The organism is Membranihabitans marinus (assembly GCF_019802045.1).
Classification (GTDB): Bacteria; Bacteroidota; Bacteroidia; order Chitinophagales; family Saprospiraceae; genus Membranihabitans; species Membranihabitans marinus_A.
Genome location: NZ_JAHVHU010000026.1, coordinates 1 through 17,372 on the forward strand (window position 1 = coordinate 1; position 17,372 = coordinate 17,372).

15 protein-coding genes are annotated in these 17,372 nt (G+C 45.1%); 4 read left to right on the top strand and 11 right to left on the bottom strand.

Features of this window, described 5'->3' with window-relative positions; genetic code table 11:
• Positions 1-437: 437 nt before the first annotated feature.
• Positions 438-2,276 carry a DUF2207 domain-containing protein gene (locus KUV50_RS18715; protein WP_222581742.1) on the bottom strand — a complete coding sequence of 613 codons (1,839 nt, stop codon included), beginning with the start codon at positions 2,274-2,276 and terminating at the stop codon, positions 438-440.
• Between the two features lie 3 nt (positions 2,277-2,279).
• Positions 2,280-2,849 carry a LemA family protein gene (locus KUV50_RS18720; protein ID WP_222581743.1) on the bottom strand — a complete coding sequence of 190 codons (570 nt, stop codon included), beginning with the start codon at positions 2,847-2,849 and terminating at the stop codon, positions 2,280-2,282.
• A 157-nt stretch (positions 2,850-3,006) separates the two neighbouring features.
• Here KUV50_RS18720 and KUV50_RS18725 point away from each other — a divergent pair, with 157 nt between their 5' ends.
• Positions 3,007-3,735 carry an ATP-binding cassette domain-containing protein gene (locus tag KUV50_RS18725; protein ID WP_410000070.1) on the top strand — a complete coding sequence of 243 codons (729 nt, stop codon included), beginning with the start codon at positions 3,007-3,009 and terminating at the stop codon, positions 3,733-3,735.
• Positions 3,725-5,218, top strand: coding sequence for a glycine betaine ABC transporter substrate-binding protein (locus tag KUV50_RS19520; RefSeq protein ID WP_261395436.1), 1,494 nt, complete (start codon positions 3,725-3,727; stop codon positions 5,216-5,218). The genes KUV50_RS18725 and KUV50_RS19520 overlap by 11 nt, the downstream gene beginning before the upstream one ends.
• Positions 5,219-5,435: 217 nt before the next feature.
• Here the strand turns inward: KUV50_RS19520 and KUV50_RS18735 are convergent, their stop codons facing one another.
• From KUV50_RS18735 to KUV50_RS18765, 7 genes are all read right to left on the bottom strand, one after another.
• Entirely contained in the window at positions 5,436-6,821 is a 1,386-nt protein-coding gene (locus KUV50_RS18735) for a sialidase family protein (RefSeq protein ID WP_222581745.1), read from the bottom strand.
• A 145-nt stretch (positions 6,822-6,966) separates the two neighbouring features.
• The gene (locus tag KUV50_RS18740; protein ID WP_222581746.1) at positions 6,967-8,277 is read right to left on the bottom strand and encodes a DUF2254 domain-containing protein; all 1,311 of its coding nucleotides are present in this window, start codon (positions 8,275-8,277) and stop codon (positions 6,967-6,969) included.
• Between the two features lie 153 nt (positions 8,278-8,430).
• A complete protein-coding gene (locus KUV50_RS19625; RefSeq protein ID WP_315900001.1) occupies positions 8,431-9,144 on the bottom strand; it encodes a lycopene cyclase domain-containing protein in 714 nt (237 codons plus the stop codon).
• The gene (locus KUV50_RS18750; protein WP_222581748.1) at positions 9,132-9,596 is read right to left on the bottom strand and encodes a fatty acid hydroxylase; all 465 of its coding nucleotides are present in this window, start codon (positions 9,594-9,596) and stop codon (positions 9,132-9,134) included. Before KUV50_RS18750 ends, KUV50_RS19625 begins: the two co-directional genes overlap by 13 nt.
• 7 nt (positions 9,597-9,603) lie before the next feature.
• Positions 9,604-10,443: a phytoene/squalene synthase family protein gene (locus tag KUV50_RS18755; RefSeq protein ID WP_222581749.1), complete on the bottom strand. Its 840-nt coding sequence runs from the start codon at positions 10,441-10,443 to the stop codon at positions 9,604-9,606.
• Positions 10,440-11,930, bottom strand: coding sequence for a phytoene desaturase family protein (locus tag KUV50_RS18760; protein WP_222581750.1), 1,491 nt, complete (start codon positions 11,928-11,930; stop codon positions 10,440-10,442). Before KUV50_RS18760 ends, KUV50_RS18755 begins: the two co-directional genes overlap by 4 nt.
• 86 nt (positions 11,931-12,016) lie before the next feature.
• A complete protein-coding gene (locus tag KUV50_RS18765) occupies positions 12,017-12,916 on the bottom strand; it encodes a MerR family transcriptional regulator (protein ID WP_222581751.1) in 900 nt (299 codons plus the stop codon).
• A 129-nt stretch (positions 12,917-13,045) separates the two neighbouring features.
• Here KUV50_RS18765 and KUV50_RS18770 point away from each other — a divergent pair, with 129 nt between their 5' ends.
• Entirely contained in the window at positions 13,046-14,704 is a 1,659-nt protein-coding gene (locus tag KUV50_RS18770) for an FAD-binding dehydrogenase (RefSeq protein ID WP_410000071.1), read from the top strand.
• Between the two features lie 13 nt (positions 14,705-14,717).
• A complete protein-coding gene (locus KUV50_RS18775) occupies positions 14,718-15,185 on the top strand; it encodes an SRPBCC family protein (RefSeq protein ID WP_222581753.1) in 468 nt (155 codons plus the stop codon).
• 111 nt (positions 15,186-15,296) lie between these two features.
• Here the strand turns inward: KUV50_RS18775 and KUV50_RS18780 are convergent, their stop codons facing one another.
• On the bottom strand, positions 15,297-16,217 hold the full coding sequence (locus KUV50_RS18780; RefSeq protein ID WP_222581772.1) for a 1-aminocyclopropane-1-carboxylate deaminase/D-cysteine desulfhydrase: 921 nt from the start codon (positions 16,215-16,217) through the stop codon (positions 15,297-15,299).
• Positions 16,184-17,149 carry a sugar phosphate isomerase/epimerase family protein gene (locus KUV50_RS18785; protein WP_222581754.1) on the bottom strand — a complete coding sequence of 322 codons (966 nt, stop codon included), beginning with the start codon at positions 17,147-17,149 and terminating at the stop codon, positions 16,184-16,186. Before KUV50_RS18785 ends, KUV50_RS18780 begins: the two co-directional genes overlap by 34 nt.
• Positions 17,150-17,372 lie beyond the last annotated feature (223 nt).

The following is a 17,372-nucleotide window of genomic DNA, read 5'->3' on the forward strand; positions in this document are numbered from 1 at the left end:
ATATGCATAAATTGCTATCTTCGTCTTGTTGCTAATCCCATGCTTTCTTTCCTGTTTATAAAAATCAGAATCTAACATTATATTAGCTCTTTTTCAACTTGGGGTAAACATACGAGCGTCTTGGTGAAAATTACCTTTTGAAACATCATTTGTTATCCATACAATAATCGAATCATATTGCAAAGGCTGACCTGTCAGCGTTTGAAAGGAGTTTATTACAAACGTCTGGGATTTTTTGGACAACCTCCTACCGCTGAGCTTTGGGCTCTCCTGCATTGGGCATCCTTGCTTCCTTGGTTTAAGCCTGGGACTTTGAGCTTCCTTGCTTTGAGCTTTGAGCTTATGGCTTTGAGCTTCCTTGCTTTGAGCTTTGAGCCTAATGCTTTGAGCTTTCAGCCTAATGCTTCGAGCTTCAGCTTGGTGGTTTTATGCTTTCTCTACCATCCGCCACCGCCACCGCCGCCACCGCCGCCACCGGAAAACCCGCCTCCCCCGCTTCCACTGGAAGACTTGGGTGCTGCGGACGTGACGGAGGATTGAAAATTCGAATGCAAAGAATTGATTTGATGAATATTCCCTGCATACCACACCGGGGCATAGGTTCCTTTCTCTATGGCATCATCCAATACCTGTTTGAATTTCTTCCCCCATCTATTTTCGACGCCCAGCGCAATCGCAAATGGCAACATTTTCTCAAATAATTCAGGGGTCTTTTCAGGCGGTGTAAAAAATTCCAACATGGACTTTTCGGACTTATCTAAATACAGCCGAAACCCTTTAATTTCAGCCCTCATTTTCTGGCCATCCGGAGTGGGTGCGTAAATCAAATAATTGAAAAAACCGGTTAATGCCAACGCAAGTCCTATAATCACCGCAACCAAAATATAGCTGGTCGTAAAAAACAAAACCTGGGAATAAATCAACACCAGAGCACCGGTCATCACCCCCCAAGCCGGAATAACAATTAACCATTTATACCATTTCATAATCCGAAATAAAAAAGACAACATCACAAAAGCAACCATCAAAAGGAGAAAAGTCACCATTGCAGAATAATATATATTCGGCAACAAGGGATACATCCCCACGGTCAAAGTCAAGGTGGTGACAACGGCCATCAACACGAGTGCCTTCATGCCCTGCGTCCAGTTTTGCCGGTAATAATCTGTTATATTTAGTTTCCGCTTTAGCGACTGCATAAAATTTAATTTCGCAGATTGATAGCGCGAATAAGAACTGCTTTTTAAGACAAAAGTTTCTTTTCCCGGCGGTAGCAAGCTATCCACTAGAGATTTTTCCTCCAGCTCCAGATTATCAGATTCGGTCAGTCGATGAAAAGTAAATTTTTTCTTTTTATTCTCTATGCGAATCACGCCTTTTATGGCTGCATTTACCAGCGCTGCAGTCACTGCTTCATTGGTGATACTCCGGTGATATATATAGCTGTTCTCTGCCGGACTCAGAGCCTTCGGGGGATGCCAATCCGGAACCACCGGTACTTCCGGCGGATCTACACCCACCTTCACCCAAAGCGTGTATGCATAATACAAAAAGACCACCAAGCCCAGCAGATAGAGTAAAATATTGATCCATGAAATCTCATACGGTCGCTTCGTCTGTTCTGTAACAAATCCCTTGGGCCAGGCTACAGCTATCGTAAATCCTTGCCCCGGCTGCAAGGCATTATTCCCGGTGCTGTTCACCACCTGATCGTCCGATGTTGCGTACAAATCACAATCCGAAGAAGTACTGCCGGCATACCCTGTATAACACGATCCCTGAAGGAACCCGGCCCCATCCGGCAACCGAACGGTCACTGAATAATTGTTGACCGGAAAGACCCAGTCATGACCGATGGCATTCCAATACAATTCGTCGTATTCATCAAAATAACCAATTTGATTGTCTGCACGATACTTTAATTTATAGGTGTAGATGGCAGCATCCAAAACGATGTCCTCGCTCCCTATATAAATTACCATATTCTTCCGACTTTTTTCCAGATGGTATTTCTCTTTTTGACCATCGCGCTGAACGCTGATAATTTCGATGGGTGCCGGCTCATTCCGTCCCGATTTATCCGGACGGATGGTTGGAATGGTTCTAAAAATACCATGCTTTATCTTATACCCCGCTGACCGTACTTTGATCGTCTCGGTCACTTCTATCTGACTGTCAGAATATATCGAGATATCCACCTGATAATCCAGAATGGCCTCCTGACCCTGTACCCACCCCGTCAGCAACCCAAAGATGAGAAAAAAGAAGCACCGCATAAATTAAAAATTAACTTCAGGAAGTTCGCGGTTCGTGGGATCTTCCATTTCAAAAAACACCCCGTGTTGAAAGCCACCCATTCCGGCGATGATATTGGAAGGAAATGATTCGATGGCGATGTTATTGTCACGAACAGTGGCATTATAATATCGTCGTGATTTTTCAATGTCACCTTCTATGGCGGTCAATTGATGCTGTAATTCTCGAAAGTTGGCATCTGCTTTCAGTTCCGGATAATTCTCCGCCACAGCAAATAATCGTCCCAGGGCAGATGAAAGCTCACTCTGCGTCTCCGCAGATTTTCCTGCTTTTCCAGGGTCCCGGTTGATTCCACTCATCGCCTTTGAACGTGCTTCCATGACTTTTTCAAAAGTTTCTTGTTCGTGTGTCGCGTAGCCCTTTACAGTATTAACCAGGTTGGGGATGAGATCATGCCGTTTTTTAAGCTGAACATCCATGCCGCTGTAGGCTTCTTCCATCATGTTCCGGTTCTTTACAAGCCGGTTGTATATACTCACACCCCAGGCGATCAGCAGAACTACAATCACCACTAAAATCAGAAAATACATCATAGGATAGAATTATAAAATTGTAGATTAATTTTGGTTCGAGCCTGGCATTTGTTCTCTTAAAAGTATCGGACCCGGCGATTAAAGTTAGACAAAAAATGCAAGCTCAAAAAATAATCTTTATATTGACATAGTATTTACAAAAATGACCACCTGCGATATCATCCAAGTAATTAACATATCAAAGAATTTCGGTCAGACCATTGCCCTGGACCAGGTATCCTTTACCATCAAAGAAGGGGAAACACTGTGCATCATCGGAATGAGTGGAAGCGGGAAGAGCACATTATTAAAAATGATCAATCAGCTTCTCTTACCGTCGAAAGGACAGATTATCTTCGATGGAAAAAATATCGAATCCTTTGTGCCAATCGAATTGCGGCGGCAAATCGGATACGTATTGCAACAACCCGCTTTGTTCCCCCACTGGACCATTCGTAAGAACATTGGTCTCGTTCCACGACTGCTCAACTGGCCGTCCGAAAAAATCCAGAAACGGATTGATGAATTGCTTCAATTAATGCAACTACCATCGGGGCACTTCGCAGACCGCTATCCCAGTCAGCTCAGTGGAGGACAGCAACAGCGCGTAGGTATTGCCAGAGCTCTGGCAGCGCGCCCCAAAGCCATGTTGTACGACGAACCTTTTTCCTCTTTGGATCCCATGACCCGTTCAGACCTCCGCAAGGAAGTTCTGTACCTTAAGAAAAACCTAAACATCACGAATGTTTTTGTGACCCATCACATACGCGAAGCTTTCAGCCTGGGTGATAAAGTCCTCATATTGCACAAAGGCCGAAAAATTCAACATGGTACACCTGACGAAATCCGAAGTCAACCAGCCAACGAATTCGTCACCGAATTTATAAAGACCGGGTATGAGGAATAAAGGTCTGTTCATCCTGCTTGGAATGTTTTCCTTAGTTTTCTTACAAGGCCAAACGGTATCCATCGGATCAAAAATGCATGGGGAATCCAGGTTGTTGGGGGAAATCATGGCGCAGGCCATCGAACAAAACTCGGATTTCAAAGTGGAACGCCGGTTTGGATTAGGGGGTACCCTGATTTGTTTCGAAGCTCTACATACGAATGAAGTGGATGTTTACCCCGAATATACGGGAACTATTATCACAGCTATTCTTCACCAGGAGACCAGTCATAAAGCGGTAAATAACAAATCGGATTCATCGATCCATACCATTGAGCAGCAACTTGAAGCGGAATACGACATGAACCTGGGTAAATCATTTGGATTCAGTAATTCCTACGCACTCATTGCAAACGCTGAATCTGGTCTACAATCCATTTCAGATCTCAAAGGAAGAAATGATCTTAAATATGGATTTAGTAATGAGTTCCTCAAACGGAAAGATGGATTTCCCGGACTCAATAAATATTACAACCTCCAGTTGGAAACACCACGTGGTATTGATCATGGGCTGGCCTACCAGGCGTTGGCATCAAATCAAATCGATGTCACCGATGCATACAGTACAGATGGGAAGCTCCAAAAATACGAATTCCATCTTTTGGAGGATGACAGGCAATTCTTCCCGCCCTACGATGCGGTTCCCATATACCGAAAAGAATTCGCAGAACAACATCCAGAAGTTATTCGTATACTCAATCAACTGGCCGGCACGCTGGATGAAAAAAAAATGCAGGCTTTAAACTATCGTTATGAAGTGGATCGGATCCCGCTGGCAACGGTTGCCTTTGATTTTTTAAATGAACAGGGGTTGGCACAAGAACAAGCCGGATTGACAGCGCGCTATCCGGTGGTACGCCAACTACTGGAGCACATTCAATTGACCTTTATCGCTACATTCCTGGCGATATTGCTTGCCGTACCCCTCGCCATCTACTTGAGCAATAAGAAAAGAGCGGCTGGTTTTGCGCTTTCTGTCACAGGCATATTACAAACGATTCCGAGCCTGGCTTTGCTCGGGTTTATGATCCCATTGTTTGGGATCGGATTTACCCCGGCGGTCATTGCGCTATTTCTATATGCACTGCTCCCTATCTTGAGAAACACGTACACTGGACTACGGACGACCGACCCATTGCTCATAGAAGCTGCACAGGGTATGGGGATGACGCGATGGCAAATCCTGCGTGAAGTCCGGCTTCCATTGGCCATGGATGTCATCATGGCCGGTATCCGGACCGCATTGATTATAAATATAGGGACAGCGACCCTGGCTGCATTTATCGGGGCCGGCGGGTTGGGAGAATCAATTATCACGGGTATTACGCTGAATGACCATCAGATGATCCTGCGGGGAGCTATTCCGGCTGCCGTCCTTGCATTGGCGGCTGATCAGGGGATGGCATTGGTCGAACGGGCCGTGAAACCGAAAATTGATTATTAATAGTGGATCCGCTTTCGCTATTGTCTACGCACAGCTTCGTCGATCAAAGAAAGCTGCGGCGGACGAAGTGGTGAATTTTTGATGGTTTGAAGTTGGCCGCTTGCGGTAGGCAAATAGCAGTTGTCGGTTGGCAAGGACCTTCTAAGATTTTATCTTATTGCAAAAGAAACGGATTTCTTCTTTCCCAAACCACAATCCACAATCAACAATTAAATAATCAATAAACCCATTCCACCGGTAAGGAAGCATATTTAATCGATTTTGACGGATTACTTCCATCTTTCATATGGTAGCTGTAGATGACATGAATCCGGCCGTTATCGTCCTGGATAATAGAGGGATAATGAAAAGAAGTTCCTATTTCATTGCCCCGATCGTCGTGTTCCAGGACCTTCTTGTGTACCCAGGTTGCACCTTCATCCTTAGAAAGTGCGATGGTGAGATCGTACCGGCCGTCCTCCAGATCATTGTAGGCTAAGACCCAGTCGCCATTCTCCAGCGTAACCCCATCAAAGCCGGCGCCGGAATTTGGCAAATCTGTATCACGTGCAATGCTCCAGGTCATCCCTCCATCGTGTGATTCAGTCCGTTGTATCCGCTTTGGTGGCGGACCATTATCCCGGAGAAAAGCCACCAATCCACCGTTGCTTTTTTTCATAATGGTAGCTTGTATGCCGGCGCCACCCAACACGGGATTGCTGAAAGACCAGGTGCGGCCACCATCCGCAGTCAACGCGAATAAAGAAGCATCAAACCCATCGGAATACAACGGCAGAATCAGACGTCCATCGACCATAACGGGTTTGTTTTTTGTTTGCCAACCAATACGTCGTGCCAACGGATATCCCAGTGGTGTGCTGGTGTAGGTGTCGCCTTCATAGATCCGGCCTTTGCGAATCATATTCTCGCCCCGGGCCAGGCTATCGACCTTACGCGCATATTGCTCCCAAAAAGACCAATATTGTTCCTGCTCTTCACTGGTGTACCCCGAGACCAATTCTTCCCGGGCATAGGACTCATAAGCATCCAGTTGCTTCTGAACTTCCCGAACAAACCGATCCCCGGCCTGAATACCCCGTTCCGTTTTGTCACCGGGTTTTACCAATAGAATGTCCTGCCAGTCCCATGTCGGAGCTCCGGATCCTTCGTAATTCGTGCTTTTGCGGTACATCGGGATAGAGCTTTCCCATTGATTCGCCAATACCGGGTACCAAAACAACCACAAGGTATCCTGCGGATCCAGATATAGAACCGGGTTGATGTCCGGGTATCCATCCACATCAGCCATCAGAAAAGGAGCGGACCAGGTGGTATCCCCGGCTTCTTTTCGGGCACCCATGATCCGGACATCATCAGCCCATCGTTCCCCCGAGCCTTGAAACCAGGCAGCCAATACATCTCCATTGGGCAATACCGCCAAGGTAGGACCATGAACATGATCCCCTTGTAGTGGAAAAACCAGAGATTGTTCGACGTTCATCGAATCGGGATCGGACACAGGGTCTGCTTGACATCCCAAAACCACAGCGATCCACACCCATGGCAGATAACTCATCGTCGTTTGACATAAAAGAGAAAAACGGTTGTTTAAATTGTGGGCCACAGCGTTCTTATTTACAGGTTCAATCGAATATAAAGCTCTAAAAATACACACTGTTTGACCAGATGCAAAAGAATATCAAGGATTGACAAAATTTCATCAAACAAGGTCAACTTAACATAAACCGTGGCCGGTAAAACGTATCATACTAAGTCGGAAAATCGGGATCAATATTCAATTCAGGAAAAGCAATGGCATTTATCTTTTTCAAATCAGTTTCGGACTGAAGCGTCACATTGGCCTGATCCACCAGTGCCTTCAATTCATTTTTTACGACTTCCCGATACCGGCTATCAACCATTTCCTGTCGATTCAGGTACTTCAACATTACAATCAGTCGCTGGACCACGAGGGGATCGCCACAGCAATACGTTCGCAGCGACGCCATGGTAAAATACATCAGTTCGCTAAAGGAGATACTGGCCACTTTAAGATAGGTGGTCCCTGACTGCCCGTACAGGTTCCGATCCATTTTTTTCAATCGCAACGCAAACAATTCCGTCAAATAATCAATAGCGTTGATAGCAGTTCCGGGATCGTTAATACCGGGTGACATCGCTTTGACAGCCACTTCTGTGATTTGTTTAAAAGCCAGGATGTAATTTGTTTCAATGATTTCTCCGCGCGCAAAGTTTATATTAGACAAAAAATCATTCACGGTGTGCTCATCCAATTCCTCCCGGGACCAAATAAAGGGCATTTTTTCAGGAACAAAAAAACCTTTTGGGCGGGATATGTACAGTAGTGTTCCTTTCTTGGCAGCTAATTCCATGGTGTTATTCACCAGAATATTCTGAAAATACCCTGGCGCTTTGACCGAGTAGTGATACCAGTTCTTTGTATTGGGAAAATTTTCAGGAATATTTGCTTCTCTTTCTTGTTCGATCAGATCCATTAAACGATCATAAGCGGTATCAAAAATCCGATCCAGGATGTTATTGATTTGAATGCTTTGAGAAACATTGTGGATAAAATAAATAAATAAGGCCAGGCAAAAAATGGTTAAACCAATCCCGATCAAAATCGATAAGCCAGGTAGGGAATATTCCTGATCACTCGGTTCTATGGAAAATAAAGTGAATATACTGTACATGATCGTGCCCATGTACAGTCCTAAAATGATCTGATGTACTTTATCGGAAATCAAGCCGGGTAAAAGACGCGGTGAATAGTTGTTGGAAGCCTGATTCAATATCATCATCACCATTGAGAAGCTAAAAACCATCATCGAGATCAACCCTCCAATACAGACACTCATGATGGTGCGGGCGGTATCACCACTTTTGATGGCAACCTGTGGCATCAATTCGACCATACTTTGTGAGATCCCCGTGGTTTCCACCACCTTCATAAAAAGTGCCAGGACAAGTCCGGCAAAGGTGAGGATCGTCGGATAAAAAGCAATCTGGCTTTTAATATCACTAAATGAGGAAGCGATCCGGGCAAAAAATTGTCTCATAGTCAACGATATTCATTTCTAAATGTAGGTAAAAAAGATAAAAAAATGGATTCCTAGATCGGAAACCGTGGACTATGAACCGACGTTTTGTGCATAAAACACCTGCGGAGCACTACTAGCTGGATCGGTTTTCCCATGACTACCGACTATAAACTATAATCGAAAGTCTGTTTTATCTACTGCCCGCCATTTTTCCCATATTGTAATACTCGCCAGCACCATTAATAAGCCATAGAATACATCTTCGACCGGTATGGTCAATATACGCAACCCCAGGTGTTCATGTGGATTGTACCACACGACTTCACCTTCAATGCCTGTGCCCGTCAATATCCCGTTCGTGATCAAAAAAGGGATCAGCAAAACCGCATAGGTCATCAGAAAAAGATTAAGATAGGTCGAACGCCACACCAACAAGTGGAAAAGATAAAACACAAGCAGCGAAATAGCTGTCCATCGGGTGTACCAACCATCCCAGCCCATACCAAGGAAGAAAATACATACCAAAGGAATTAACCAGTGAATTCTCCAGGGTGGCCCCCATAAACCTTCCCCGAAAAATATACGAAAACAATGGTAAGTATATAAACAGGCATAAGGGATACATATAAAAAATGCCACCTCTTCCCATGGAAGCCCCAGCAAGCTTCCACCTGAGAGATATCTGTCATTGAATCCCCATATACCAATCCGGGTGAAGTAAGCATCCCACAGAATAAATGGAATGGCTACGAGAACGATCGCAGGAAGGGCATATTTCCATTCGCGGTCAAAGCGCAGACGGGGATGAAAAGTAAATATCAACGGGATCGACAGTGCGCCCAAATTTACTGACCAATAGATGAATGAATCCGTTATGATGAAGATTTTTTAGATGTTCTGAAATACTTCATAGGTGCCCACAACATACCAAAACTTTCTCCATCTTCCTTACCCCGATGTCGATGATGGGCGTGATGTGCTTTTCGAATGGCTTTAAAATACGGATGATCTACGTTTTTGAACCACACAAACCGTCCATGAATCATCACATCATGAACCAGAAAGTACGCAATGCCATATAAGGTAATCCCCACTCCGATAGCAAACCGAAGATCTGTCATCCAATGTTCCCGTCCTAAGTAAAGCAGGACCAGAGCCGGCAGTGCGAAGATTAAAAAGAACGCATCATTCCGTTGAAACCGATAGTGTGGCTCTGGCTGATGATGATCGATGTGTAAAAACCAGAGGAAACCATGCATGAGGTATTTATGTGTCGCCCAGGCAACGACTTCCATGGCCGCAAATGTAAGGATAACAACAAGGAGTGAAAGTATCATAGGTGTATTACTTTATATTAAGATAAAAGCGGACCGTCGTCCAAAATAAAAGTACAAATTTTACCGGATTGGAGACCCGTATCCGTCTGCTTCTCAGATCCTGAGGGTCAACCTTCTGGATCTTATACAACAAACGCCGGTAGTACACGTAGGCCACCCAAACCCCCAGCCGGACTCTTCCTCTAAGATGACGAATCCCTTCCAATGCCTCTTGAAATTCCTGATTAATCTCATTTTCAATCTGGCGTTTTACCGATTCGGTCATCCACTCTCCATACTCGAGCCCGGGAAAATATTGCCGATCCAATGTCATATTATCTTCCCGTACATCCCGGAGGAAATTGACTTTTTGAAATGCCGACCCCAGTTTCCGAGCCGATCGTTCCAGTTCGTCGAACTTTGCATCATCACCTTTTACAAAAACGTGAAGGCACATCAATCCAACCACCTCCGCAGATCCAAAGATGTAGTTATCGTAAGAACTCCGATCATGGGTATGAACCGTCAGATCAGCCTCCATACTGGACAAAAAAGCTGCAATGTGTTCTGGGCGAATTCTGTATTGGTGGACCACCTCCTGAAAAGCCTGTAGCACAGGATTAGTACTTATCCTTCGTTCCAGTGCCTTCCAGGTGTCCTGCTTAAACTCTTTGAACAGATCGCCCTGTGGGTAGTCGTGAAAAGTATCAACAATCTCATCAGCCAAACGGACAAATCCATAAATACAGGTGATGGCAGTACGTTCTGTCCTGGGGAAAATCCGGGTTCCCAGCGAAAAACTGGTGCTGTAATTTTTCAGAATAGTGTGACTACATATCCTGGATATATGATCATAGGTTTCTTTCATAGGGCTCCATTTTTTAGTTGGTAGTTCTTTATGATATAATCCGCAACAATTTCACCTGAAATAAGCGCCGGGGGTACGCCCGGACCAGGAACCGTCAATTGGCCGGCATAAAAAAGATTGTGAAGTTTGCGATGACGAATAGAGGGCTTCAGTACCGCGGTCTGACGGAGGGTATTGGCGAGTCCATAGGCATTTCCGCCATACGCATTGTATTCTTGTTTGAAATCATCCAAACCATACGATTTTTTCACCACGATGTGTTCTTTTATATTTTCACCCGTGACTTCTTCAAATCGCGAAATAATCATTGAAAAATAGTGCTCCCTGATCTCCTCACTATCTTCCAGGCCCGTGGCAATGGGAATTAAAAAAAACAAATTCTCATGTCCTACCGGAGCTACCCCCTCATCGGTCTTACTCGGGCAGCACACATAGAAAAGGGGATCGTCGGGCCAGGATGGATGGGAATAAATAGTGTCTATGTGTTTATCAAAAGGGGCGTGAAAAAACAAATTATGATGTTCAATATCTTCCATTTTTTTGTTAATCCCTACATAATACAACAGCGCTGAGGGCGCAAAAACTTTCTTTTTCCAGTAATCACTTTTATAATTTCGCTTTTTTGATGCCAACAACGTGTCGATGTGGGCATAATCGGCCGAACCCACCACAAAGTCAGTTTCTACTCCTTGCTTGCCTTCCAGTACAATACGTGTCACTGAATCGCGATTGGTTTCAAATCCTGTTACCGCTGTTCCGGCATAAATTTCTACCCCCAAATCTTTCACCACATCTTCGAAGCCTTTCACTACGCCGGCAAACCCACCGGATGGATAATAGGTCCCCAGACACATTCCGGCGTAGTTCATCATGGTATACAAGGCTGGGATTCTGGACGCAGAAGCCCCTAAAAACAACACGGGAAATTCCATGATCTTTCGAATTCGCTCATTCTTAAATCGCTTTTGCACGTGATCGGCTACCGAAGAAAAGAGATCCATTTTCATGGCGGACTTCCACAATGCCGGCGAAAGAAACTCCATCCAGGAAACCGAAGGCATCCGCGCCATTCCGTTGACCCCCAGGGTATACTTTTCCCGGGCTTCCTTCATAAACCGATCCAGAGCCACCGCCCCGCCCGACTCCATGTTTTCAAACAAATCGCGAAGTTCATTGTAATCATCCGGGATATCCACATAATCCAGTTTGTCAAAATAAACCCGAAATCCAGGATCCAGTCGAGTCAAAGAATAATAATCGGATCTTTTCACGCCCATCCGGTGAAATGCCTGATCGTAAACTTCCGGCATCCAATACCAGCTGGGCCCTTTATCAAAATGAAACCCTTCGATGTTCATACTACTTGCCCGACCACCTAAAAATAAATTCTTTTCATAAAGAGAAACTTCAAATCCTTCCTTAGCCAGTACCCCGGCAGAAACCAATCCGGAGAAGCCAGCTCCAATGACACATACTTTTTGTTTCATAACATTATGAATTTGAGGTGCACAAAGGGTACGACATCACGAGGAGGTTCGGTCACAGGGTAGAATGTTATGTGTCTAGACATCCATCATGATTGTAGTTTTGAATGATTCTTGATATATTCTTTGAACTGATCAATCGTGGACTGGTGGCTCGCATGTTCACACTGTCCAATAATTTCAGCGTCTTCTACATTCAGCCGACCGTTGAACACGATTTCTTTGTCTTGATGACCCAACGTCTTTACGTATTCCAGAAATGTGCTATTCATTTTAATCCCATGGATGAAGGTCATCAGGATCCCTATTTCTTGATCCACTAATAATTTTTTAAGGTTATCCAACGGAATATCGGCGCCCAGGTTAATAGTTCCTATGCCTTGCATACGCAACAAATGCTCTGAAACCAACAACCCCAATTCATGGTATTCATCCGGTGGAAGGAAAAGAAGCACCTTACATGTTGTGTTCTCAGGCAAGGGGAGCTCCTCCGTCTCTACTAAAATCTTCCTGCGTACCAATTGTGAGAAAAAATGTTCTTCAACCGGAGCGATAACTTCGGTCATCCACAACTGTCCCATGTGCTCAAAGGCAGGAACAAGGTAATCGGACCACAGAGCGATAAATGACATGCGGGAACGCAACTGCGCATAAATAGCATTAAATTTTTCTTCGTCATAATTCAAAGCGGATTGCAGCCACTGATTATTATAATAAGCCACCTCCCGTAGGGGTTCTTGCTTTACCACCAATAGTCCCTTCACTTTGGATTTTATCTGACTCCAGTCCCAGCCGGCGATTTTAGAGATTTTATATCCTTTTGAAACCAACTGCTCGACATTGAGCAATTTCATCAGGTCATGGTCAGAATACAACCGGTGATTTCCTTTGGTTCGTTTGGGATGCAACAAGGCATACCGTTTCTCCCACATCCGGATCGTATGTGCTTTAACACCACTAATTCTTTCAAGATCAGAAATTGAATACATGTTTGTTCAATTATATTGCAATATACTTAAACAAAAATAAACGAACAAAAAAAATTTAACCTCAAGGGAAAATAATAATGGATTACGGGAAAATTAATGCAAATTAGACAGCGGACAACACACACGACCATGCCATCTGATTTTCATCCCCACGCTATTATTATTGGAGCTGGTATTGCCGGACTCACGGCAGCCCTGGAAATTGTCAAAAAGGGAAAGAAGGTGTTACTCCTCGATCAGGAATCAGAGCAGAACCTGGGGGGGCAGGCTTTCTGGTCTTTGGGAGGGTTATTTTTTATCAATTCGCCCTTGCAGCGTAGGATGGGCATTAAGGACAGCCTTTCACTAGCCCGGCAAGATTGGATGGGTACCGCGGGGTTTGACCGGAAAGAAGATCATTGGCCCCGCAAATGGGCTGAAGCGTACCTAGAGTTTGCCGCAGGTCCAAAATACCAATATGTCCGTGATTTGGGGATATCCTTTTTCCCAGTGGTCAGTTGGGCAGAACGAGGCGATGGCACAGCAACTGGTCATGGCAATTCGGTTCCTCGATTTCACATTCCCTGGGGCACCGGAACGGGTATTATCAAGCCATTTATCAAAAAGGCGTACGCAGCCCAGAAAAATGGATTACTCCGGATGAAGTTTCGCCATCAGGTCACTAACCTGGTTGACAATGGTCTGAAAATATCCGGAGTTCAAGGCCATCTCCTGGCACCAGCGACCGAGGTCAGAGGCCAAGCTACGAACCGACAGGTAATCGGATCGTTTGAGTTTCAGGCACCAGACATTGTAGTTAGCTCCGGAGGCATCGGTGCCAATCTGGAATTGGTGCGAAAAAACTGGCCAACAAGACTGGGGACTCCGCCTAAGAGTATGGTAAGTGGCGTCCCGGATTACGTGGATGGCAAGATGATCGGGGTGGCCGAATTGGCCGGAGCGAACGTGATCAACCGGGACCGAATGTGGCATTACACGGAAGGCATAAAAAACTATGACCCGATCTGGTCAAACCATGGGATTCGGATATTACCAGGACCTTCTTCTTTGTGGTTTACGGCCACTGGACAACGGCTACCCCCACCCTACTTGCCTGGATTTGACACGCTGGGGACTTTGGAACACATCCGGAAATCCGGCCATGATTATTCCTGGTTTATACTTACACAAAGTATTATCAAGAAAGAGTTTGCTCTGTCTGGTTCGGAACAAAATCCCGATCTAACCAACAGGGATTATAAACTTTTACTAAAAAGAGCATTTGGCTCCAAAGCCACCGGGCCTGTAGAAGCTTTTAAAAAACGAGGGGTAGATTTTGTTGTCGCAGACCGCATTGAGGACTTGGTAACAGGAATGAACAACCTCGCAGGCAACTCACTGCTCAATCTCGACCATGTCCGCGACCAAATTAGTGCCCGCGACCAGCAAATGGATCATAAATACTCGAAGGATCTCCAAGTGACCTATCTGCGGGGAACCAGAAACTTTTTAGGTGACAAATTATTCCGAACCGCAAAACCACATAAAATTTTGGATCCTAAAAATGGCCCATTAATTGCCGTTCGACTCCATATTTTAACCCGAAAGACACTCGGAGGTATAGAAACCAATCTCGATGGTCAGGTTTTACAAAAAAATGGCACAGTTCTGAGCGGCCTCTATGCTGCCGGGGAAGCTTCCGGGTTTGGTGGCGGGGGATATCATGGGTACCGGGCCCTGGAAGGTACTTTTCTGGGTGGGTGCATTTTCTCAGGAATGAAGGCAGGTCGGCACATCGGAAAAAAATAAATTATTGAAACGTATGGCCATTTTTCAGTTCAAAGAATCACAGATAATTCGCGCTCCCCGTGAGGAGGTATGGCAGTTCATCGCAACTCCGGCCAATCTGGCGAAGATCACACCCAAGCACATGGGATTTGACATCCAGACCCCAGATTTGCCCTCAACCATGTACCCGGGGATGATCATTCAATACAAGGTCAAACCCTTGTTGGGCATACCCTTGACCTGGTTGACCGAGATCACCCATGTAGAAGAGCATAAATTTTTCATTGATGTCCAACGATCAGGTCCTTATGCCTTCTGGCACCATCAGCACTTTCTTGCAGAGACCGCTGGGGGCGTCCGCATGGACGACATTGTAACCTACCAGCCGCCATTTGGATTTCTCGGCACAATCGCCAATGAGCTGTTTATCCGAAACCAATTGAAAGGGATATTTGAATACCGCAGAAAGGTATTGGATGATATCTTCAATCGCCAATCCTGAGCACCTGTCCAGTCATTGTTAGATTCATTCGGGCCCACCGATGGAGATGAGTAAAGAACTCCATCGCCCGGTAAGAATGTTGATGAATCTTGATCGAGAATATCGCTGGCGCTATTGACCAGCAATCCCTCGCCATCCCTGAAGACCTCCTGTGTGTAAAAACACGACTTGACTTCCAGGTGGAATCAATTGATATTTGACATATTCAAAGAAAGCAAACATGGCCTTCCCGGAATATATCGGATCCAGACGGATCGAATAAACCTCCTCAAACCATTTCACAAATTTCAGCAAAGATGATGGTGTCTTCCCGTAGCCTCCAAAATGCCACTGTTCAGCCAAAGTCCATCCTTGAAATCGATCTAATTTCCATCGAGCATTCAAATCCTTAAAAAGGGTCGATGACTTCAGCGCTGAAACACCAAGAACCTGTTCGCGATCTCTCTTGTATTTTATCATCCCGGCCATAGTTGCACCGGTTCCTACCGGACAAATGAACAAATCCGGTTTAGGCAATACTTCTCTGACCTCCTCCATCATGCTTTTGAATCCAAGCAGGGATTTGGGATGACTTCCACCTTCGGGAATAATCAGGTAACCCGGGTATCGTGCACGCCATGCTCTCATCATGGGGATAGTATCCTTCTCGCGATATTGTTTTGGTGGGATCGTCCGAACTTCTGCACCCCACGTCCGAACATCCTCGAGCGTCGCACTCTGTGGATGTGATACCGAGGATCGGATCATAAGAGTCAGTGGAACACCATAACACCGGCACATCCAGGCCAGTGCATGGGCGTGATTGGAATTAGGGCCACCAAACGAAAGAACGCCCTCATACCCATTATTCGCCAATTCAGGCATTAAAAAAGCTAGTTTACGGTATTTATTACCGGAAACAATAGGGTGTATCAAATCATCTCGTTTGACCCACAACCGGATTTCCTGATTATTCCAAAACGGATCCTTTAACTCGACCAGTGGTGAGGGCAGCCGGGTTACATTTTCTCCTGTTGAATTCGCTCCAATAATGCCTTGCTTTTACGGATCCCAGTATATTCATCGTCCTCATTTCCCTCATATTCAATCCCCACCCAGCTGTGGTAACCGGCATCGAGAACAATATCCATCATTTTATCATAATCGGTATGAATTTCATTACCATTCGAATCAAAATCATGCGTTTTTGCAGATACTGCTTTGGCATAAGGCATTAATTCTTTAACTCCTTGATACCGGTCATACTCTTCTTTACACCCACCTTCTCCACGATCTATGCAAAAGTTACCGAAGTCAGGCAATGTGCCACAATTGTCCATATCAATCTGTTTCATCACATCAGCCAACCAGGCGCCATTGGATGAAATACCCCCGTGATTTTCAACGATGATGTTCATGTCAAATGGTTTTGCAAATTCAGCTAATCGTCCCAGACCATCCACGGCTGCTGCTTTTACTTCATCCGGGGTTCCTTGACCATAGGCATTGACTCGAATAGAACCGCATCCCAGATGTTTTGCTGCTTCTACCCATTTCTTGTGATTTTCAATAGCCTGTGTCCGCTCTTTGTCATCCAGGCTGGCCATACCACCTTCCCGATCAATCATAATCAGGTTTTGATAAACGCCATAATCATCGGCGCGCTTATTAAGCTCGTTCAAATAATCCTTGTCTTTGGCTTTTTCAAAAAAGAAAGCATTCACGTACTCTATGGCATCAATATCAAACTCTTCGCGGGTGATGCGGGCAAAATCCAGATTATCGATCTCTTCTGCAAAAAGTGCATTGTGCAAAGACCACTCCGCCAATGATATTTTGAATGGCAGATCAGATCCTGTTCCGTGGGAAGCTGTGCTTTTCTCCTCATTATTTTTACGCGTACTGTTCCCACAGGCAGCTGTTCCTAGTACTCCTATTGCCCCCAGTGCATAGGTGGATTGACGGATAAATTTTCTTCTTTTCATAGTTTTTAGTTAAGGTAATTAATGGTGGCCCTGATTTGGAATGGGAAGATATTGAAAAAAATTTATAGTTCATAGTTTGAACAGTGGTAGTTCACAGCGGCATGGATCGAACTTGGGAAAGCTGGGGAAGATACTGCCTGAATACGAAAGACAACCACACCAGTGCAATGCCTTTATGAAGAAAGGTTTCTTACCTGCACAGCGGATATACTAACCAGGTTCC